This window comes from Cellulomonas sp. (assembly GCF_035634735.1).
Taxonomy (GTDB): domain Bacteria; phylum Actinomycetota; class Actinomycetes; order Actinomycetales; family Cellulomonadaceae; genus Cellulomonas.
The window spans coordinates 1-20292 of the sequence record NZ_DASQCJ010000032.1 but is presented as its reverse complement, the minus strand read 5'-3'; the positions used below and the strand labels follow the sequence as shown (position 1 = coordinate 20292).

The 20292-nt window shown below is 78.7% G+C and carries 14 protein-coding genes; 7 read left to right on the top strand and 7 right to left on the bottom strand.

Going from position 1 to position 20292, the window contains the following annotated elements; translation table 11 throughout:
• Positions 1-33: 33 nt before the first annotated feature.
• Both VER05_RS02865 and VER05_RS02860 read right to left on the bottom strand, forming a co-directional pair.
• Positions 34-684 carry a response regulator transcription factor gene (locus tag VER05_RS02865; RefSeq protein WP_324843889.1) on the bottom strand — a complete coding sequence of 217 codons (651 nt, stop codon included), beginning with the start codon at positions 682-684 and terminating at the stop codon, positions 34-36.
• Positions 681-1970 (bottom strand): sensor histidine kinase, encoded by a 1290-nt coding sequence (locus VER05_RS02860; protein ID WP_324843888.1) that lies wholly within the window; start codon positions 1968-1970, stop codon positions 681-683. Before VER05_RS02860 ends, VER05_RS02865 begins: the two co-directional genes overlap by 4 nt.
• 117 nt (positions 1971-2087) lie before the next feature.
• On the opposite strand from VER05_RS02860, the gene VER05_RS02855 reads away from it, so the two are divergent.
• Together VER05_RS02855 and VER05_RS02850 are read left to right on the top strand one after the other, a co-directional pair.
• Entirely contained in the window at positions 2088-2732 is a 645-nt protein-coding gene (locus tag VER05_RS02855) for a hypothetical protein (protein WP_324843887.1), read from the top strand.
• A gap of 91 nt (positions 2733-2823) precedes the next feature.
• A complete protein-coding gene (locus tag VER05_RS02850) occupies positions 2824-3126 on the top strand; it encodes a DUF2249 domain-containing protein (RefSeq protein ID WP_324843886.1) in 303 nt (100 codons plus the stop codon).
• A 31-nt stretch (positions 3127-3157) separates the two neighbouring features.
• On the opposite strand, the gene VER05_RS02845 is transcribed toward VER05_RS02850, so the two are convergent.
• Entirely contained in the window at positions 3158-4978 is a 1821-nt protein-coding gene (locus tag VER05_RS02845; RefSeq protein WP_324843885.1) for a glycoside hydrolase family 2 protein, read from the bottom strand.
• Positions 4979-5147: 169 nt separating this feature from the next.
• Positions 5148-6176: a LacI family DNA-binding transcriptional regulator gene (locus VER05_RS02840; RefSeq protein WP_324843884.1), complete on the bottom strand. Its 1029-nt coding sequence runs from the start codon at positions 6174-6176 to the stop codon at positions 5148-5150.
• A 100-nt stretch (positions 6177-6276) separates the two neighbouring features.
• On the opposite strand from VER05_RS02840, the gene VER05_RS02835 reads away from it, so the two are divergent.
• The 5 genes from VER05_RS02835 (at position 6277) to VER05_RS02815 (ending at position 17172) form a co-directional block, all read left to right on the top strand.
• Positions 6277-7554 (top strand): MFS transporter, encoded by a 1278-nt coding sequence (locus VER05_RS02835; RefSeq protein ID WP_324843883.1) that lies wholly within the window; start codon positions 6277-6279, stop codon positions 7552-7554.
• Positions 7555-7604: 50 nt separating this feature from the next.
• Positions 7605-10223, top strand: a complete 2619-nt coding sequence (locus VER05_RS02830; RefSeq protein ID WP_324843882.1) for a LuxR C-terminal-related transcriptional regulator — start codon at positions 7605-7607, stop codon at positions 10221-10223.
• 129 nt (positions 10224-10352) lie between these two features.
• Positions 10353-15557 (top strand): SdrD B-like domain-containing protein, encoded by a 5205-nt coding sequence (locus VER05_RS02825; RefSeq protein WP_324843881.1) that lies wholly within the window; start codon positions 10353-10355, stop codon positions 15555-15557.
• 95 nt (positions 15558-15652) lie between these two features.
• On the top strand, positions 15653-16129 hold the full coding sequence (locus tag VER05_RS02820; RefSeq protein WP_324843880.1) for a substrate-binding periplasmic protein: 477 nt from the start codon (positions 15653-15655) through the stop codon (positions 16127-16129).
• Positions 16126-17172, top strand: coding sequence for a cation transporter (locus tag VER05_RS02815; RefSeq protein ID WP_324843879.1), 1047 nt, complete (start codon positions 16126-16128; stop codon positions 17170-17172). Before VER05_RS02820 ends, VER05_RS02815 begins: the two co-directional genes overlap by 4 nt.
• Before the next feature lie 116 nt (positions 17173-17288).
• On the opposite strand, the gene VER05_RS02810 is transcribed toward VER05_RS02815, so the two are convergent.
• From VER05_RS02810 to VER05_RS02800, 3 genes are all read right to left on the bottom strand, one after another.
• Positions 17289-18797 (bottom strand): DHA2 family efflux MFS transporter permease subunit, encoded by a 1509-nt coding sequence (locus tag VER05_RS02810; RefSeq protein ID WP_324843878.1) that lies wholly within the window; start codon positions 18795-18797, stop codon positions 17289-17291.
• Positions 18798-18867: 70 nt separating this feature from the next.
• The gene (locus tag VER05_RS02805; protein WP_324843877.1) at positions 18868-19476 is read right to left on the bottom strand and encodes a PadR family transcriptional regulator; all 609 of its coding nucleotides are present in this window, start codon (positions 19474-19476) and stop codon (positions 18868-18870) included.
• Positions 19477-19523: 47 nt separating this feature from the next.
• The gene (locus VER05_RS02800; RefSeq protein ID WP_324843876.1) at positions 19524-20258 is read right to left on the bottom strand and encodes a Sir2 family NAD-dependent protein deacetylase; all 735 of its coding nucleotides are present in this window, start codon (positions 20256-20258) and stop codon (positions 19524-19526) included.
• Positions 20259-20292: the final 34 nt, after the last annotated feature.

The following is a 20292-nucleotide window of genomic DNA, read 5'->3' as shown; positions in this document are numbered from 1 at the left end:
CCGTGCACGGCGTGCAATCGCGCGAACTGTGGCTCAGGTCACCTGCCCGGAGCGGTGCGCGAGCGCGGCGGCCTCCAGCCGGGTCCGGCAGCCGAGCTTGGCGAGCACCCGGCTGACGTGCGTCTTCGCGGTGGTCTCCGAGACTGTCAGCGCGTCGGCGACCTGCTGGTTCGACAGGCCGCGCGCGAGCAGCGCCAGCACCTCGCGCTCGCGGGCGGTGAGCAGGTCGAGGCCCGGCAGGTCGGCCGCCTCGGCCGGGGCGGGCGCGGCGACCGACGCCGCGAGCACCCGCCGGGTCACCTCCGGGGCGAGGATGCCGTCGCCCGCCGCGACCCGGCGCACCGCGTCCACCAGCTCGGCCGCGCCGACGGACTTGAGCAGGAACCCGACCGCGCCCGCGCGCAGCACGCCGAACAGGTACTCGTCGAGGTCGAAGGTCGTGAGCGCGACGACCTGGCCCAGGCCCTCGTCGGCGATCCGGCGGGTGGCCTCGATGCCGTCCGTGCCGGGCATCCGGATGTCCATCAGCACGACGTCCGGGCGCAGCGCGCGGGCGTTCGCCACGGCCGCCGCGCCGTCCCCCGCCTCGCCGACGACGGCGACGTCCGGCGCCCGGTCGAGCATGAGGCGCAGCCCGGCGCGGATGGCGCCGTGGTCGTCGGCGAGCAGCACGCGCACGGTCACCGGGCGGCCCCCGCCCCGCGCGGCGCGGCCCCCGCCCCGCCCGGCGCGGTCGCCGCCGCGAGCGGCAGCACGGCGCGCACCCGCCACTCGCCGCCCTCCGGGCCCGCGACGACGTCCCCGCCGATCGACCGGGCGCGCTCGCGCATCGTGAGCAGCCCCGTCGCCGACCGCAGGCCCGGGCGGGCGTCGGCGGGCGCGCCGGGCCCCGGGCCCGCCGGCAGCGCGTTCGCCACCTCGATCTCCAGGGCGCCGCCCGCGGCGGTCACCCGGACGTCGACCCGCCCGCCGGCCGGGCCGTGCGCGGCGGCGTTGGCCAGCGCCTCGCCCGCGATCCGGTACGCCGCCTGGTCGACGACCGCCGGGAGCGCGGGCCGGTCCGGCGCGGTCGCCCGGACGTCGAGGCCGTGCGCCCGGGCGGCGGCCACCAGGTCGCCCAGCCGGTCGAGCCCCGCGGCCGCCCGCACCGGGGCGTCCTCGTCGGCGCCGCGCAGCACCAGCACCATCGCCCGCATCTCGTCGAGCGACGCCACCGCCTCGGCTCGCACGGCGCGGAGCGCGGTCCGGTCGCGGCCGGGGTCCGGCGCGTCCGCCAGCGCCGCCTCCGCGTGAATGGCGATCGCCGACAGCCGGGAGGCGACCACGTCGTGCAGGTCGCGGGCCATCGCCGCGCGCTCCCCGCGCACGGCCGCGTCGCGGTCCAGGTCGGCGATCCGCTCGACGTCGGCGGCGTGCGCCCGGGCGAGGTCCGCCCGCTGCCGCTCGAGCTCCGCGCGGCGGGCCTCGAACGCCGCGATCTCGGTCCGGCTCCGCACGTCGGCGGCCCACCACAGCGGCGTGACCAGCAGCGCCGCCGCGAACAGCAGCGCCTGGACCGCGTCCCGGAGGCCGTCGCCGAGCACGCCGCCCGCGACCGCGGCCCCGGCCGTCAGCACCGCCACCACCGCGACCAGGACCCGCCGGGTGCGGGCGGGCGCCACGACCGCGGCCGTGTAGAGCGCGTCCCACAGGACCAGCAGCAGGCCGAGCGACCCGCCGACGACCAGGCTGCCGGCGAACGCCGCCGTCGCGACCAGCAGGACGGCCCGGGGGTGCCGGCGCTTGGCGGCGAGCGCCGCGCACCCCGCGAGCAGCAGCCCCGCGTGCAGCGCGTCGGCGGCGGGGCCGTCGGTGGCCGGGGCGGTGCTGGACACGCCGAGGCCGAGCAGCAGCAGACCGACGCCGAGGTACACCAGGGCGACGCCGCGGTCGTCGAGCCGCGGCCACCGGGCGGGTCGGCGCAGGGGCATGCCGCCATCCCAGCACGGACGTCCGCCCGGCGGGTCCTCCGAACGGACGACGGCCCGCGCCGGGATCGGGCGGACGGCCGACGACCGCGCCCCGCCCCGGCGAGCAGGCTGCCCGGCATGGACGCCCTGCGCGAGAACCCCGTCGCCCTGCTCGTCGTCGCCTGCGAGGTCGCCTTCTGGGTGTTCCTCGCCGCGGCGGTCGTCGCCCGGTACGTGCTGCGCCGCCGCCGGCTGTCGACGGTGCTGCTGCTCTGCGAGCCGGCGCTCGAGGTGGTGCTGCTGGTCGCGACCGTCGGCGACCTGCTCCGGGGCAGCGAGGCGACCTGGACCCACGGGCTCGCGGCGCTGTACCTGGGCTTCACGGTCGCGTTCGGGAAGCGGACGGTGCACGCGGTCGACGCCTGGGTGGCGCACCGGTTCTTCGGCGGCCCCGAGCCCGTGCGGCCGCCGAAGCACGGGCCGGTCCGGGTCCGGTACGAGTGGGCGCTGTGGCTCCGGGTGCTGCTGGCCTGGGCCGTGGCGTGGGCCGTGCTCGGCGTGCTGCTGCTCGTCGCGTCCGGCGCGGGCGAGGCGGCGGCGCAGCAGCGGGAGGTGCTGCTCGGCTGGGGCGCGCGGGCGACGCTCGTCCTGGTGGGGTGGCTGGTGTTCGGCCCGGTGTGGGAGACGCTGACGCCCGCGCGTCGGCCGCAGGACCCGGGCGCGGACGGACGGGGCGACCTGGGACAGGAGTCCCGGGATTTTCACCGGAACACCCCGGTTTAATCGGCGGGTGCACCCCTGACGCCCCCGGTGACGTCACCCCGGGCCTGGTCGTGCGGGGACCGGGTGCTCGGCCCCGCGAAGGAGACACCCGATGATCGAGCCCGTGCAGATCCGCTCCCAGGCACCCGAGCTCGCCGGCTCCTCCTGCGGCTGCGGCGGCCACGACGAGGCGGACCCGGTGCTGGACGTCCGCGCGATCCCGCACGCCATCCGGCACGCGACCGTGTTCGGCGCGTTCGAGGCCATCCCGGTGGGCGGTTCGCTGGTGCTCGTCGCGCCGCACCTGCCGACCCCGCTGCTGGGCCAGCTCGCGGACCGCGCGCCGATCGACGTGGACGTCCTGGTCGACGGCCCCGAGGCGTGGCACGTGCGGATCACCCGCCGCGCCTCCTGAGGACGCGGCGGGCGACCCGGCGGGACGGCGCTCAGCCCGCGAAGATCCGGCGGTAGGTCTCCGGCGGGAGCTTGGGGTTGCGGTGCTCGTCGCACAGGCCGTTCGTCTCCAGGCCGGTGTCGGTGAGCTGGGTGTAGCAGTAGCCCTGCAGCACCGTCGACGCGCGGACGGCCCCGACGATGTCGGACAGCCGCGCCTCCAGGTCCTCCGCCGACCGGGCCTCGGAGTAGCCCCACGAGCCCGCGGGCGCGCCGGGCGCGTAGGACACGCCGCCGAACTCGGTCAGCAGCACCGGGACCGTCCCCGGCTCGGGCGCCGGCCCGCCGACCCACATCCGCCGCCCGGCGGGCCCGACCCCGTCGAGGGTCGCCGCGACCGTCGCGGCGTCGGCGTACCGCGGCCCGAGCACCGCGCCGCTGTCCGCGTAGTCGTGCACCGTCAGCAGGTCGGAGGCGGTGTGCTCCCAGCCGTCGTTCGAGATGACCGGCCGGGTCGGGTCGAGGGCGCGGGTCAGCTCGGTGAGCGCCCGGCTGTACGCCTGCTGCGCCGGGTCGTGCGGGATGTGCTGCACGCCCCACGACTCGTTGAACGGCACCCACGCGATGATCGACGGGTGCGACACGTCCCGGCGCACGACGTCCAGCCACTCGCGGGTCAGCTGGGCCACCGCCTCGTCGCTGAACCGGTACGCGCCGGCCGTCTCCGACCACACGGCGAGGCCGAGCACGTCGCACCAGTACAGGTAGCGCGGGTCCTCGACCTTCTGGTGCACGCGCACCGCGTTGAACCCGAGGTCCTTGGTGAGCTGCACCTCGGCGCGCAGCGCGTCCGGGCTCGGCGGCGTCAGGTGCGACTCCGGCCAGTAGCCCTGCTCCAGGACGGACCGGAGGAAGAACGGCCGGTCGTTGAGCAGCAGCGTGCCGCCGTGCACCGCGACCGAGCGCAGGCCGCAGTACGACTCCAGCCGGTCGAGCTCCGCGCCGTCCGCGGACAGCAGGGCCACCTCCGCGTCGAGCAGCACCGGGCTGTCCGGCGACCAGAGCAGCCGCTCGTAGAGCTGGCCGTTGGCCTGCCGGGGGATGGCGACGACGACGTCCGCGACCGAGCCCTCGACCGGCACCTCGGCCGCGCCCAGGTCCTCGCCCGCCCGGGTCAGCCGCACCCGGACCCGGGTGCCCGCCGGGGCGGTCGCGCGGAGCCGGACCTGCGCCGCGACCCGGCCGCCCGGCACGTCCGGCCGCCACGCCACGTCCGCCACCGCGACCGCCGGCACCCGCTCCAGCCACACCGTCCGCCAGATGCCGGAGGTGCGGTGGTACCAGATCGCGTGCTGCTCGGGCTGCCAGTCCTGCTTGCCGCGGGGCTGCTCGACGTCGGTGCGGTCGTCGGTCGCGCGGACGACCACCACGTGCGCGTCGGGAGCGGTCGCCGGGTCGAGCAGGTCGGTCACGTCGACCGAGAACGGGGTCTGGCCGCCCTCGTGCCGGACCGCGTGCTGGCCGTCGACCCACACGTCGGCCTCGTGGTCGACGGCGCCCAGGTGCAGCAGCAGCCGGTCGCCCCCGGGGCCCGCGCCCACGTCGGCCGGGACCGCGAACGACCGCCGGTACCAGAGGGCCGCGTGGTCGCCGTGGTCGCCGATCCCCGACGCGGCGGACTCCGGCGGGAACGGGACGACGATCTCGCGGTCGAACCGCCCGGCCGCGCCCGCGGCGTGCCACCGCTCGCGCAGCCCGGCGTCGGCGTCGTCGAACGCGAACGCCCACGGACCGTCGAGCGACCACCAGCGGTCCGGGCGGACGAGCTGCGGGCGGGGGTGCAGGCCGCGGTCGGCTGCTGACGTCGTCGTCATGGCGGTCCTTCGGGGTGTCGCGGGTGCAGGTCAGGTCGCGCACCGTCATGTTGCCACGTGGCAAAGGCGGGCGTCACGTCGCGGGGGCGTGTCGGGTGCGGGCGGACGCGGGGCGCCCGCGGGCGGACGCGGCGCGGCCGCGGGGCGCGCGGGTCGCGGGCGCCCCGCGTCAGACCGCCGCGGTCGACTCCCGGCGCACGACCGCGTGCGGCACCGTCACGTCCTGGGCGGGCCCGGCCGCGTCCCCGAGCTGCACCCGCGTCACCAGCCGGCCGACCGCGGCGCGCGCGATGGCGTCCCGGTCCGGCCGCACCGAGGACAGCGACGGCGTGGCGAACCGCGCCTCCTCGACGTCGTCGAACCCCATGAGGGCGACGTCCTCGGGCACCCGGACGCCGCGGGTGAGGCACGCGCGCAGGGCGCCCGCCGCCAGCACGTCGGTGAAGCAGAACACCGCGTCCGGCCGCGGGTCGACGTCGAGCAGGGCCGACATGGCCGCGAACCCGGCGGACCGCTCGTAGGCGTCGACGTACCGCATGAGCCGCGGGTCGGCGGGCAGCCCGGCGTCCTCGAGCGCGAGCCGGTAGCCGGCCTCGCGCTGCCGGCCGGTGCGGGCGGCGGCGCCCGGCTCGAGCCCGATCGCGGCGATCCGCCGCCGGCCCGCCGCCGCCAGGTGCGCGGTCGCGTCGCGGGCCGCGGTCACGTTGTCGATGTGCACGTGGTCGAACGACGTCGGGACGGTCCGCTCGCCGAGCAGCACGACCGGCCGGTCCGGGTCCGCCGCCGCCAGGTCGTCCGGGGTCAGCGCCAGCGGGCTCAGCACCAGGCCGTCGAACAGCGCGCCGCGCGGGCCGCGGAGCAGCAGCTCGCGCTCCCGGTCGGGGTCGCCGTCGGTCTGGTCGACGACGACCGTGAACCCGGCGCCCGTCGCCTCGCGCACCACGGCGCGGGCGAGCTCGGCGAAGTACGGCTGGTCCAGGGCCGGCACCACGAGCCCGAGCAGGCCGGTGCGGCCGGTGCGCAGCGACCGAGCGGCGGCGTTCGCGCGGTAGCCGAGCCGGTCGATGACGGACTGCACGTGCGCGCGGGTGCGCGGGGCGACGTGCGGGTAGCCGGTGACGACGTTCGACACGGTGCGCGGGGACACGCCCGCCGCCCGGGCCACCTCCTGCAGCGTCACCGCCGACCTGCGCGCCATGCGGGGCACCCTAGCGCGGCGCGCCGCGGGTCCCGCCGCGGTCCCGCCGCTGACCGGACGCCCCGGCGGGGCCGCCCGCGGGCGTCGGTAGGGTGCGGCTGTGCCGTCGAGCCCCACGCCGTCCGTCGCCGTCCCGTCGACGGCGGGGCCGGGCGCCGGGGCGCACCGCGGCGGGGCGCTCGTCGCGCTGCTCGCGCTCGGCGCCGTCGGCGTGGCCCAGGTCGCGACGGCGGCGGTGCTGCCGGCGCTGACCCGGCAGCTCGGGCTCGCCGACTGGCAGGCCGGCGCGGTGACCTCGCTGTCCGCCGCGGTGGTCGTCCTGTCGAGCCCCTGGTGGGGGAGGCGGGCGGACCGGCGCGGCCCGCGGCCCGTGCTGCTCGCCGCCGTGCTGGCCGGGGCGCTCGGGGCGGGCGTGGTGGCCGCGGTGCTCGCCGCCGGCCCGGCCCACGCCGGCTGGGCGTGGGCGCTGCTGCTGCTCGCCCGCGGCCTCGGGATCGGCGCCGCCGTCGCCGCGGCCGGCCCGGCCGCCCAGGTGGTGCTCGTGGCCCGGTCCCGCACCGAGGCCGAGCGGGTGGGCTGGATCGCCCGCGCGGGCGCCGTCCGGGGGCTCGCGACCGCGGTCGGCGCCGGGCTCGCGGCCGCGCTCGCCGGGCTGGGCACCGCGGTGCCGGTGCTCGCGACGGTCGTCCTGCTCGCGGGTGCGGCCACCGTCCTGCTGGCGCGCGGCGACCGGCTCGGGGGCGCGCCCGCGCCGGCGGCCGGCCCCGCGCCCGCCCCCGCCCCCGCCCCCGCGCCCGCCCGGGCCCGGGCCGACCGGCTCGGCGGCCTCGCGGTGCCGGGGGTGCGGGCCGCGGTCGTCGCCTCGGTGGCGGTGTTCCTCGCGCTGGCGCTGGTCCAGGGCAGCGTCGGCTTCCTCGTGCAGGACCGGTACGGCCTCGGCCCGGCGCCCGCGACGGCGCTGACCGGGGGGCTGCTGCTCGCGGCCGGGCTGGGGTCGATGCTGACCCAGGGCCTCCTGGTGCCCCGGCTGCGGTGGGCGCCGTGGCGCCTCGTGCGTGCCGGGTCGGCAGTCGCCCTCGCGGCGCTCGCGGCCTACCTCGCGCCGGTCCCGGCGCCGGTGCTCGTCGGGGTCGCGGCGGTGTTCGGGGCCGCGGTGGGCGGCGCGGCGGCGGGCTGCACGTCGGCCGCGTCGGTGGCGGTCGGCCCCGGCAGCCAGGGCGACGTCGCGGGCCTGGTGAACGCGGGGAACGCCGCGACCTTCGTGCTCGGCCCGCTGCTGGCCACGTCGGCCTACGGCGTGCGCCCCGTGCTCCCCGCCGTGCTCGCGGTGGCGGCGGGCGCCGTGGCGCTGGCGGCGGCGGCCCGGAGCGGCCGGTGACCGGGCCGGCCCCGGCGCCGCGGGGCGTGCCCCGGGTGCCGACGTGGGCCGTGCCGCGGCCCCGCCCGCTCGCCCTGCTCGACCCCGGCGCCTCGCTCGTCGTCGTGCACGGCCCCGCGGGGGCGGGCAAGACCCTGCTGCTCGCGTCGTGGGCGCGCGCGGGGGTGCCGGCGGACCGCGCGGTGCTCTGGCTGGACGCCGAGGCCGCCGGCCCGGACCCGTGGTCCGCCGTGCTGGACGAGGTCGCGGGCGCCGGCCTGCTGGCCGACGGGGCCGCCGACGCGGCGCGGGCCGCCGTCCGGCGCGGCGGCCGGGCGGTGGCGGCCGAGGTGGTGCGGGCCCTGCGGGCGATGTCGGGGCCGGCGCTGCTGGTGCTCGACGGGTACGAGGCGATCTCCTCGGCGCGCGTCGACGACGACCTGGTCGAGGTGCTCGCGGGGACCGACCTGCTGCACGTCGCGATCAGCACCCGCTCGGCGCAGGACCGGCTGCTCGCGGCCGCCGCGCTGCGGCTCGACGTCGCGGCCGTGGGCCCGGACGAGCTGCGGCTGGACGACGCGGAGGTGGCGGACGTGCTCGTGCGCGCCGGCCAGGACCCCGGCGCGGCGCACCGGGTCCGGGAGGCCGGCGACGGGCTGGGGCTGCTGGTGCGGACCGTCGCGCTGGCCGCGGCCGCCGGGACGGTCGACCTGCGCACGGCGTCGCGCCCCGTCCTGGTCGAGGTGGCGGCCCGCGGCGTGCTGGCCGCGCTGGAGCGCGACCCGGGGGACGAGGCGTACCTGGCGGCGGCGCGCCGCGTCGCGGTCGCCGCGACCGTGCCGCCCGCCCTCGCCGACGCCCTCGCGGGGGACGGCGGCGCGGCGCTGCTCGCGCGGCTCGAGCGCGACGGGCTCGGCGCGTGGGAGGAGCCCGCCGCGGTGCCGGGCGGGTCGCCCGGCGCGGCCAGCCCGGAGCTCCGGCTCACCCCGGTGGTCCGGGCGGCGCTGCGCGCCGACCTGGAGCGCGCCGAGCCGGGGGCCGTCGACGGGCTGCTCCGCGAGGTGGTCCGCTGGGGCCTGGACGCGGGCCGGTACTACCCCGCGGTGCACGCGGCCGCGGAGACCGGCGACGTCGACCTCGTGACGACGGTCGTCATGCGCGTCTGGGGCGCCGGCCAGCGGGCGAGCGCCGAGGACACCATCCGGGTGCTCGAGCGGCTGCCCCGCACCGCGGTCGCGGCGCGCCCGCCGCTGGCGCTGCTGCTGGCCCTGCTGCACAACACCCGGGCCGAGCACCGGGCGCGCGCCCTCGAGTGGTTCGCCGTCGCCGCGGGCGGCGCCGTCCTGCACCTGCCGCGGGCGACGACGGCCGAGCGCGCGGTGCTCCGGGCCGCCGAGAGCGTGGCGATGCGGCTGCTGGGGCGCGGCGGGCGCGCGCGGACCGCGGCGCTGGCGGCGGCGGAGCACCTGGCCGCGACGCCGCCCGGGACCGACGCGACCGTCGACGGGCTCCGGGCGCTGCTGCACCGGCAGCTCGGCACCTCGCTGCTCACGGCCGGCGACGTCGAGCGCGGCCTGGAGGTGGCCGCCGGCGGGCTGGCCCACGAGCGCACCGGCACGCTGGGCGCGTTCACGGCGCAGGCGCTCGCGGCCGGGTTCCTCGCCGTGCAGGGCGACGTGGCCGGCGCCCGTGCGGCGACCGCGGCCGCGGCGGCCGTCGAGCCGCCGCGGCGCCCCGAGACCGCCTACCGGCGCTCGCCGCTCGACCTCGCGCGGGTGCACCTGGCCCTCGAGGACGGCGACCCGGCCGCGGCCGTGGCGCTGCTGGACGGCCTGGCCGACGAGCTGCGGACGAACGAGTTCTGGCCCGCGTTCGCGGAGGCGCGCGCCACGGCCGACCTGCTGCTCGGGCAGGCCGTCGCCGGCGAGGAGGCGCTGGCGTCCGCGCTGCCCCGCGGCCGGCGCGCCCCCACCACGGCGTACTGGCGCGCCCGGCTCGCCGCGTCCCGGGCGGTGCTCGCCCTGGCCGCCGGCCAGCCGGAGCGCGGCCTGGAGCTGCTCGAGCCCGTCCGCGGGCCGCACGCCGCCGCCCGGGTCGCCCGCGGGCGGCTGCTGCTGTCCGTCGGCCGGCGGGACGAGGCGCGGGCGCTGCTCGCGGCGCCGGACCTGCCCGACGAGGGCCCGCGGCTGCGCGCCGCCCGGCGGTTCCTGCTGGCGGCGGCGACGGCGCCGGGCGCGGGGGCCCGCGGCGCGGCGGGGCCGGACGGCGGCGGCGCGGACGCGCCCGCCCGGGCCGACGCGCACCGGGCGGTCGCCTCGCGCGCGCTGCGCGAGGCCTGCGCGGTGGTCGCGGCCGGCGGGTCGCGGACGGGCTGGCTGCTGGTCAGCCCCGCCGAGCGCGCGGCGCTGGCCGGGCTCGGGGCGCCGGACGCCGCCACGGCGGACGTGCTCGCCGGGCTCGCGGGCCTGCCGGCGCCGGTCCCGGACGCCGCCCCGGGCGCGGGGCTCACCGAGCGCGAGCTGGTCGTGCTCCGGGAGCTGGCGGGCGACGCCGGCCTGGCCGAGGTCGCCGCCCGGCTGCACGTCTCGCACAACACTGTGAAGTCCCAGGCCCGGACCGCCTACCGCAAGCTCGGCGTGCGCAGCCGCGCCGACGCCGTCGCCCGGCTCCGGGAGCTCGGGCTGCTCTGACGGCGGTCCTCGGCTTCACCCCGGCTCTCACCTCCCCGGCCCCGGCCGCGCTCCCGATCCCCGATCCGCCGGACCAGGGCGCGCGACCCGCGCCCGCTCCGCCGGCGCAGTCGAGGGATGGGTACGGGGATGAGCTGGGGATCGGGCGCGCGCGGCGCGTCACGGGGGATGCTGGAGCGGCTGACGGCGCTGGCGACGGTGCTGGCGCTGCTGCTGGTCAGCGCGGTGCTGGCGGTCGCCGCGCCGCCGGCGGCGAGCGCAGCCGAGGGCGACCGCGGCACGCTGGCGGTGCGCAAGACGGCGTCGGCGACGACGGCGCGGCCGGGCGACGGCGTGACGTGGACCGTCGAGGTGACCTGCGAGTCGATCGTCGCGATGTGCGCCGACGTCGCGCTCGAGGACGCCGTGCCCGAGCCGTTCGTGCTGGACGCCGACGGCGTGACGGTGCAGGCCGAGCAGACCGGCCAGGCCGTCGTGTCCGTGGCGGGCGGCACCGCCCGGGTGGCGTTCCGCGAGACGGACCCGAGCCACCCCGGCGTCGTCGGCCTCGCGGCCGGGCAGAGCGTGAGCGTGCTGCTCCGCACGACGCTGCCGACGGGGACGCCGCTGTCCTGGGACGGGGCGTCGGTGACCAACACCGCGGCCGTCACCGCCAGCAACGCCGACCCGGCGACCGCCCCGGCGACCGTGGGGATCGTGGTCCCGGTGACCCCGAGCGTCGCGGTGACCAAGCGCGTGGCCCCGGCCGACCAGGTCGCGGGCGACCCCGGCGACGTCACGGTGACCCTGGGCGCGCGGAACACCTCGCCCGTCGCCGCGACGGCGCTGACCGTGTCCGACCCGGCCGCCGGCACGCCGGCCGCGTTCGGGCCCGGCACGCCGCTGCTCCTGCGCGGCCTGGGCGCCTGGACCGCGCCCGAGGGCGCCACGTCGGTCGCGGTCGACCTCACCACCCCGTCCGGCACCGTCACGGTCGGGCCGTTCGCGCCCGGCGCGACGCTGGACGCGGGCGGCGTGGACCTCGCCACGGTCTCGGGCGTCGTGCTGCGGTTCGCCGGCGACGGCGCGGCCGACGGCACCATCGTCGCCGGCGGGGCCGCGGGCTCCGTCGCGCTGGTGCTCGGGCAGGCCGGCACGGCCGACCGCGGCACGACGACCCGGGTCCCGAACACGGCGGGGGCCGCGCTCGCGACGCCGCGGGGCGACGCGACCGGCACCGCCTCGGCGACCTTCCAGATCAACCCGGTCACCGTCGAGGTCGCGGCCGGCAAGACGTTCGACGGCGCCGCGCGCGCGGAGGTGGTCGCCGGGCAGCCGTCCGTCGTCCGGCTGACCGCCCGCAACGCCTCGAACACCGAGCTGTCCGTCCTGCGCGTCGCGGAGCCGTCCGCGGCGGGGGCGGGTCCGCTCGGCGACCCGGCGGCCGGGCTGCTCGGGTTCGACGGGTTCGGCACGGACGGCTCGGGCACGGTGGACGCGGCCGCGTGGCCGGCCGGCGCCACCGGCGCGACCGTGACGTTCCTCGGCACCGGCGTGGGCGGCCCGGTCGCGGTGGCGCCGCCGTCGGGCGGGGTCACCACCTGGCCCGCGCCCCCGGCCGGCGCCGTGGTCACCGGCTTCGTCGTCGAGTACCGCGGGACGCTGGCGCCCGGCTCCGCGGCCACCGTGCCGTTCCGGGTCGCCACCGACGCCGCGTGGTCGCCCGTCCGCGCGTTCACGAACGAGGTGGCGGTCGACGGCGAGGCGGCGGACGGCACGCCCGCGGCGGAGCGCACCGCGTCCGCGCAGTTCACCGTGCTCCCGCGCCAGGTCGTGACGACCGCGAGCAAGGCGCTCACCCAGCAGGCGCAGGGCGCGCCGCTGCCGGGCGCACCGGGGCAGGAGCTCGTCGCCACGCTGACCGGCCGGGTCTCCGCCGACACCACCGTCCCGGTGGGGTCGCTGGTGATCGAGGACGCCGCCGGCGGGGACGCCGGGTCGACGCTCTGGGACGCGGCCGCGCTCGACCGGGTCGGCTCCGTCCAGGTGCCGGCCGGCTCGCGGGCCGAGGTGCTGGTCCGGACGGGCGGCTCCTGGGTCTCGCTGGCGGGCCCGACCGCCGACGCCACCGCGCTGCTCGACCTCGACGTCCCGGCGGGTGCGGACGGCGTCCGCGTCGTCTACACGCCGACGGGTGCCTCGCTCCCGCTCGACGGCACGTTCACGCCGCGGGTCGCGCTGGTGCTCGCGCTCGACCAGGCGGTGACCCCCGGGACCGCGCTGCGGAACGCGGTGGCGGTCGAGGCGGCCGGCACCGGCGTCGGGTCCGGGCTGACCGGGCCCTCCGACGCGGGCGACACGGTGACGTTCGGCCCGGGTGACGCCCCGGTCGACATCCGCCGGGTCGACGCGAGCAAGGCCTGGCGGGACGCGTCCGCCCTGATCGGCGCGGACAACGCCGAGCCGGGCGCGGACCGGCCGGCCAACCGGCTGACCATGCGGGTGCAGAACGTGTCCGGCGTGCCGGTCGGCTCGCTGCGGCTGGTGGACCCGGACCCGGCGACCGACGACGGCAGCACGTTCGAGCACGTCGACCTCACCCGGCTCGCGGTGACGGCCCCGGCCGGGACCGGGACGCTGCGGGTCGTGCTGCGCGGCGCCGACGGCGGCGTGCTGCACGACCTCGGCTCGGCGGCGGCCGTCGCGGCGCTGTCGGCGGCGGACCTCGCGGACGTGGTGTCCGTCGAGGCGCGGGCCGACGGCACCCTCCCGGACGGCGCCGCCCTGGTCGTCGTCGCGGACACCGTGCTGCGGGCGCAGACCCGCTCGGGCGTGCCGATCACCGGCACCGCCGAGGCGGCCCCGTCGACCACGCTCACCAACACGCTGGTCGGGGACCTCGGCCCGGGCGCCCCGGCCGACGTCGCGCAGGCGGCCACCGTGCTGTACCCGGAGGCGCTGCAGCCGCTCGACGGCGCGCTCGCGAAGTCGGTGTCCCCGGACACCGGGACGCGGTACGCGGCGACCGACCGCACGGTGCGGCTGTCGCTCAGCGCGCGCCGGGTCAGCGACGAGGCCGTGAGCCGCCCGGCGACCTATGTCCTGGAGGACACGTCGCCGGCGTTCTGGGACGCGTTCGACCTGGTCGGCCTGGAGGCGCTCGCGGGGGTGACCGCGGCCGACGGCGCCGGGTACACCGCCGCCGTGCAGTACCGCGTCGACGGCGCCTGGACCGCACCGGTCACCAGCGCGCTGCCCGCGGGCGTCAGCACCATGATGCCCCCGCTGCCCGACGGCGCCGCGGCGCTGCCGGACGGCGCGTCGGCGGCGGACGTCACCGGGGTCCGGGTGACCTTCCAGGCGCCCGCCGGGTCGTGGTTCGCGAACCGCCGGGTCGGCGGGTTCGAGGGGCCCACCGCGGTGTTCGCGCTGAGCCCGCGGTCGACCCTGCGGACCACCGGCGCCGAGGTGCCGGCCGGCACGCTGACCAACGAGGTCACCGGGACCGTGCAGGCGGAGCGCCAGCCGGCGCCCGTCGTGCTGGACCCGGCCGTGGCGACCTACACGGTGACCGACGGCGTCGTGGACGCCGCCGTCACCAAGACGCCCGCCACCACCACGACCGGCCCCGGCTCCCGGCTGCCGTTCCGGCTGACGGCGACCAACACCGGCACGGCGCCGATCGTGGACCCGGTGCTGGCCGACGTGCTGCCGGCGGACGCCGCCGGGCCGCAGCTGGTCTACGACCCCGACGCGTACGGCGCGGCGGCGGTCGCGGTGGCGCCCGGGGACGCGCCGATCGCGGCGGCCGAGCCGACCGTCGTGGTCGACGGCGACGCGATCCGGGTGACGTTCCCGCCCGGCACCCGGCTCATGCCCGGCGAGCAGGTGGCCGTCACGGTGCCGCTCGCCGTCCGCGCCGGGACCCCGGCCGGGTCGGTGCTGACCAACCGGTTCGTGCTGACCTCGGCGGACGGGCTCAGCCGGGGGGCGACCGCGCGCGTCGACGTCGTGGCGCTGCCCAACTACCTCCGGGTCAAGGACGTGGCCGAGGACCTGGCGCCCGGTGCCGCCCCGACCGGCGTGGTGAACACGTCGGCGGGCGGCCAGGCGTGCGTGTCGGCGGACGGGTTCTACCGCACGCCCTGCCTGGTGCGCACCCAGCCGGGCGGCACCGAGACCTGGCGGCTCCGGGTGACCAACACCGGCAACCTGCCGACGGCGAGCGCGACCCTGGTGGACGTGCTGCCGTTCGCGGGCGACACCGGCACCTCGCGGTCCCAGAGCACGAGCGCGCGGGGGAGCGTGTGGGCGACCGAGTACCTGGGCGACCTGCGGCTCACCGGCCTGCCGGACGGCGCCACGTCCACCGTGTCGTACCTGCTCGACGGCGCCACGTGCACCTACACGGGCGACCCGCGCTCGGCGGACCCGTTCGGCGCGGGCTGCGCCGCCGACGTCTGGACCCCGGCGGACCAGGTCGACGACCTGTCCCGGGTGCGCGGCCTGCGCGTCGACCTGGACCTGGCGGCGGCGAACCTCCAGCCCGGCGAGACCGTGACGGCGACGTTCCGCACCCGGTCCGCGACGGCCTACGACACCGCCGCGGCGGACGTGGACGCGCCGGCCTGGAACACGATGGTGGTCACCACCGCCAGCGTCACGCCGTCCGGGGTGGAGCACGAGACGCTCGAACCGAACCGGGCCGGCGTCGCCGTGTACCGGACGTACGCCCTCGGCGACCGGGTGTGGCTGGACGAGGACCACGACGGCCGCCAGGGCGCCGGCGAGCCCGGCGTCGCCGGGGTGACCGTCCGGCTGTACGCCGCCGGCTCGGACCAGCCGGTCGCGACCACCACCACGGACGCGGACGGCCGGTACCTGTTCGACCTGCTGCCGGCGGGCTCCTACCGGGTGCGGTTCGTCCTCGACGGCGCGCTCGCGGGCCGGTACGGGTTCACCGCGCCGCGGCAGGGCGACGCTGCCGAGGACTCCGACGCGGACGCGACGGGCTGGACCCGGGACGTCGTGCTCGGGGCCGGCGAGCCGCGGGTGCGCCCGGCGGTCCCCGGCGACGGGGTCGCGGCGGACTACCTGGACCCGACCGTCGACGCGGGGCTCGTGCGGGTGCTCGGGCCGGCGCTGCCGGGGGCCCCGGGCGACCCGGGCGACCCGGCCGGCCCGGGCGCGGGCGGCGGCCCGGCGGGGGCGGTGGCCGGCGCGGTGGTCACCGCCGGCGGCGGCGCGCTCGCGGTGACGGGCACGGGCGTCGGCCTGCTCGCCGCGGCGGCGGCCGTGCTGCTCGGGCTCGGGGGCCTGGCGCTGAGCGCCCGGCTGGCGCGCCGGCGCGGCTGACCCGCGGCGCCGCCGCGCTCTCCCGGGTGCCCGACCCGGGGGAGCGCGGCGGCCCGACGTGCGGGGGCGACGGGAAGGCGCTTCACTCGGGCCGCATGAGACGCACCGCAGGACTGCTGCTGACCGCGGCGCTGCTGGCGGGGTGCTCGGGCGGGTTCCCCGCCGACCCCGACGGCACGCTGGAGCGGGTGACGGGGGACGCGCTCCGGGTCGGGATCACGGCCAACCCGCCGTGGACCGAGCTCGAGGACGGCGCCCCGCCGTCCGGGCTCGAGGCGGAGATCGTCGCCGAGTTCGCCGAGGCCCTCGACGCCGAGGTCGCCTGGACCACCGGCAGCGAGGAGGCGCTCATCGGCGACCTGGAGGCCGGCGAGCTCGACCTGGTGGTCGGCGGGTTCACCGGCAGGTCGCCCTGGTCGGCGCAGGCGGCCCTGACCACGCCGTACACGACCGTGCCCGACGAGCACGGCGAGCCCGAGCCGCACGTGATGGCGGCGCCGCTCGGCGAGAACGCGTTCCTCGTCCGGCTGGAGACGTTCCTGCTGGAGCAGCACCGGGACGTGCTGCCGTGAGCGGCCGCGGGACGGCCGCCGGGGGTGGCGTCACCTTCGGGCACACCGAGCTGCCGGAGGAGCAGTCGGCGGCGCTGCGCCGGGCGATCCGGCTCGCGTGGGGCACGATCGCGTTCCTGCTGGTCGGCGTCACGCTGGTCTACCTGGTGATGGGCAGCTCGCAGGCGATGAAGGCGGCCTGGGCGGAGGACCTGCTGTCCTTCATCCCGCCGATCTCGTTCCTGGTGGCGGTGCGGTTCGCGCGCCGCCGGCCGACCACGGCGCACCCGTACGGGTACCACCGGTCGGTCGGGGTCGGGCACCTGGTCGCGGCGGCGGCGCTGCTGGCGATGGGCACGTTCCTGGTGCTCGACTCCGGCAGCGGGCTCCTCGCCGCCGAGCACCCGCCGGTGGGCGTGATGCACCTCGGCGACCACGTGTTCTGGGCCGGCTGGCCGATGATCGGCGCGATGGTGCTCACCGGCATCCCGCCGGTGCTGCTCGGCCGGGCGAAGATGCCGCTGGCCCGCACGCTGCACGACCGCGTGCTCTACGCGGACGCCGACATGAACAAGGCCGACTGGATGACGGCGCTGGGGTCGGTCGTCGGGATCCTCGGCATCGGCGCGGGCCTGTGGTGGGCCGACTCCGCGGCGGCGCTGTTCATCTCGGTCAGCATCCTGCGGGACGGGATCGGCAACCTGCGGGTCGCCGCCGGTGCGCTGATGGACGCGCGGGCGACGACGGTCGACGGCGACGAGCCGCACCCGCTCACCGAGCAGGTCGACGCCCGGCTCCGGGCGCTGCCGTGGGTGCAGGACGCGCGGTCGCGGGTCCGGGACCAGGGCCACGTGTTCCACGTCGAGGCGTTCGTCGTCCCCCGGGACGGCCGGGCGCCCGGCCTGCGCGAGCTGGCGGAGGCCCGGGAGGCGGCGACGGCGCTGGACTGGAAGGTGCAGGACCTCGTGGTGGTGCCGGTCGACGAGCTGCCGGAGGAGATGCTGCCGGGCGTCGCCGCCGCGGAGGGCGAGGACGAGCGCCGAGCGGGGGCCGGCTCGCGCTGACGCGGGCGCCCGTGCCCGCCCCGCCGTCGAGTGAACATGAAACGCGTCGAGTGCCTACCCGGCGGATAGGCACTCGACGCGTTTGCTAGGCACTCGGCGCGCGGCGCGCGCGCCGGTCAGGCGGAGGTGCGCTGCGCGGGCGACGCCGCGGCAGCCGGCGTCGGGGCGCCCGGGGTGCCGCGCTGCGGGCGGACGAAGAACGCCACCAGCACCGCGCCGACCAGCGCGATCGCCGCCGGCAGCAGCAGCGACTGCGCCATGGCGTCGGAGAACCCGCCGGTCAGGAACTCGGGCAGCGAGCCCGCCGCCTCGGCGGCGCCGGTCGAGTCCGCCGCGCCGGCGCCGAGCTCGGCCACCAGGCGCGCCTGGATGAGCGCGGCGATCGCGGCCGAGCCGAGCACCGAGCCGATCTGCCGGGTCGTGTTGAACACGCCCGAGCCGGCGCCGGCCTGCGCGCGGGGCAGGTTGCGCGTCGCGGTCGACGAGATCGGCGACCACAGGCAGGCGTTCGCGACGCCGAGCACCGCGCTGGGCAGCAGCAGCCGCGCCCACTGGTCGGGGTCCGGGCTCAGCCAGAGGAAGAACCACACCAGCGCGCCGGCCTGGAGCAGCATGCCGACCAGGGCGATGTTCCGCGGGTTCGCGGTGTCGACCTTGCGGCCGATCACCGGCGACAGCACCAGGGTCATCACGGCCATCGGCGCGAGCATCAGCGCGGACCGGGTGGGGGAGAAGCCGAGGACGAGCTGGTAGTAGAAGACCAGCGGCAGCGACATCGAGGTCACCGTGAAGCCGAGCGCGCTGATCGCGCCGTTGGCCAGCGCGAAGTTCCGGTCGCGGAACAGGCCGAGCGGCAGCAGCGGCTCGTCCTTCGTCCGCGCCTGGTGCCACACGAACAGCGCGAGGACGACCACGCCGGCCCCGACGACGCCCCACACCGGCAGCCAGCCGCCGATCAGGCCCCAGTCGTAGGACTGGCCCTCCTGGATGCCGAACACCAGCAGGAACATGCCGAGCGCGCTGAGCACGACGCCGAGCACGTCGAACCGGTGGGCGTGCGTCTCGAGCCGCGGCACGAGGCGCCAGGCCAGGACGAACGCGACGACGCCGACCGGCACGTTGACGATGAAGATCCACTCCCAGCCCAGCCCGTCGACGAGCACGCCACCGAGGATCGGGCCGACCAGGGTCGCGACGCCGGCGACGGCGCCCCACAGGCTCATCGCCTTGCCGCGGGAGTCCGGCGGGAACATCCGGGTGATCACGGCCATGGTCTGCGGCGTCATCAGCGCGGCGCCGAGGCCCTGCACGGCGCGCGCGGCGATCAGCACGGCGATCGACCCGGCCAGGCCGCAGGCGAGCGACGCGAGCGTGAAGACCACCAGGCCGGTCAGGTAGACGGGCTTGGGGCCGAAGCGGTCGCCGAGCCGGCCGGTGACGAGCAGCGGGGCGGCGTAGGTGAGCAGGTAGGCGCTGGTCACCCAGATGACCGCGTCGATGTCGGTGCCGAGCCCGGCCATGATGGCGGGGTTGGCGACCGACACGATCGTGGTGTCGACCAGGATCATGAAGAAGCCCACGACCAGCGCCCAGAGGGCGGGCCAGGGACGGGCGGTCTCGGACATGCGGGTTCCTCGCAGGGAAGCGTGCTCGCGCGGAGCGGGTGGAAGGGCGCGCGGCGGTCGCCGCGCCGGGTCACCAGGCGATGTCGCCGGACTCGATGCCCTCGATGAAGGTGGCGATCCAGGTCGACTCGGTCTCGTAGACCGCGATCTGGTAGGTCAGGTCGATCCAGTAGCGGGCCGGCAGGCCCTTGGCCCTGACGCGGTCGACGCCCGCGCGCAGGTCGTCGAGCTCCGCGGCGAGCCGGGCGCGCCGGTCGCGGAGCAGGGTCAGGACGGTCTCCCGCGGCAGGTTGTGCGCCTCCGCCAGCGCGAGCGGCAGGCGGGGGTACTCGTTCACCGGGGCGGCGATCATCGCGGCGAGCTGGTCGGCGAGCGCGTCGCGGCCCGCCGGGGTGATCGCGTAGGTGGTGCGCTCCGGGCGGTTGCCGGCGCGCTCGGTGCCGACCGCCCGCACGAGCCCGTCCCGGTGCAGCCGGTCCACCGAGTGGTAGAGCGAGCCGGGGCGGACCTTGACGATGCGGTCGGTGGCGCGGTGCAGGAGCACCTGGTGCATCTCGTAGGGGTGCAGGGGCCCCTCGACCAGCAGCCCGAGGACTGCGACCGCGAGGGGGGTGAGCGTGCCGGCCACGTGATGCTCCTTCTTGAATACTCCACGTGGACTATAGGACATCTGTCCCATGCAGGGAAGTGGCGGCGACGTGACCCGGACCACCGCGGCGCGACGGGTCAGGGGCGGGCGAGCAGCTCCGTGACGAGCGCCGGGAGCGCCCGCTCGATCGGCTCCCGGACGACGCGGTCGGCGATCCGGTCGTACGGCGTCGGCTCGGCGTTGACGATGATCACCTCGGCGCCGGAGTCGGCGGCGAGCGCGGCGAGGCTCGCCACCGGCTGCACGGTCAGCGTCGTCCCCACCGCGAGCAGCACGTCGCCGTCGGTGGCCGCGGCGATCGCGCGCTCGAGGGCCCGGTCCGGCAGCCGCTCGCCGAAGTAGACGACGTCCGGCTTGAGGACGCCGCCGCAGACCGCGCACGGCGGGTCGGGCTCGGCGTCCAGGCGCGCGAGCACGGCGGCGGTCGGCTGCCGGTCGCCGCAGGCGAGGCAGGACGTGGTGCGCAGGGTGCCGTGCAGCTCGACGACGTCGGCGGGGTCGGAGCCCGCGGCCTGGTGCAGCCCGTCGAAGTTCTGGGTCAGCAGCGCCTGCAGCCGGCCGGCCGCCGCCAGGTCGACGAGGGCGCGGTGCCCCGCCGCCGGCCGCGCGGTCCACGCCGGGTGCGTGCGCCACATCTGCCAGCCGCGCCGCCGGACGTCGGGGTCGGCCACCAGCCGGTCGATCTCCAGCAGCTCGGCCTGCTCCGGGTGCCGGGTCCAGGTGCCGTCGGGGCCGCGGAAGTCCGGGATGCCCGCGCCGGTCGAGACGCCGGCGCCGGTGAGCACCGTGACCCGCAGGCCCGGGGCGGGCATGTGCACGCCTCAGCGCCCCTTGCGGCCGCGGGAC

Coding starts and splice junctions, on each gene's coding strand:
- VER05_RS02850 (WP_324843886.1), top strand. CDS start 2,824: ATGATCGAGCCCGTGCAGATCCGCTCCCAGGCACCCGAGCTCGCCGGC.
- VER05_RS02805 (WP_324843877.1), bottom strand. CDS start 19,476: ATGGGACAGATGTCCTATAGTCCACGTGGAGTATTCAAGAAGGAGCAT.
- VER05_RS02855 (WP_324843887.1), top strand. CDS start 2,088: ATGGACGCCCTGCGCGAGAACCCCGTCGCCCTGCTCGTCGTCGCCTGC.
- VER05_RS02810 (WP_324843878.1), bottom strand. CDS start 18,797: ATGTCCGAGACCGCCCGTCCCTGGCCCGCCCTCTGGGCGCTGGTCGTG.
- VER05_RS02800 (WP_324843876.1), bottom strand. CDS start 20,258: ATGCCCGCCCCGGGCCTGCGGGTCACGGTGCTCACCGGCGCCGGCGTC.
- VER05_RS02840 (WP_324843884.1), bottom strand. CDS start 6,176: ATGGCGCGCAGGTCGGCGGTGACGCTGCAGGAGGTGGCCCGGGCGGCG.
- VER05_RS02820 (WP_324843880.1), top strand. CDS start 15,653: ATGAGACGCACCGCAGGACTGCTGCTGACCGCGGCGCTGCTGGCGGGG.
- VER05_RS02845 (WP_324843885.1), bottom strand. CDS start 4,978: ATGACGACGACGTCAGCAGCCGACCGCGGCCTGCACCCCCGCCCGCAG.
- VER05_RS02860 (WP_324843888.1), bottom strand. CDS start 1,970: ATGCCCCTGCGCCGACCCGCCCGGTGGCCGCGGCTCGACGACCGCGGC.
- VER05_RS02825 (WP_324843881.1), top strand. CDS start 10,353: ATGAGCTGGGGATCGGGCGCGCGCGGCGCGTCACGGGGGATGCTGGAG.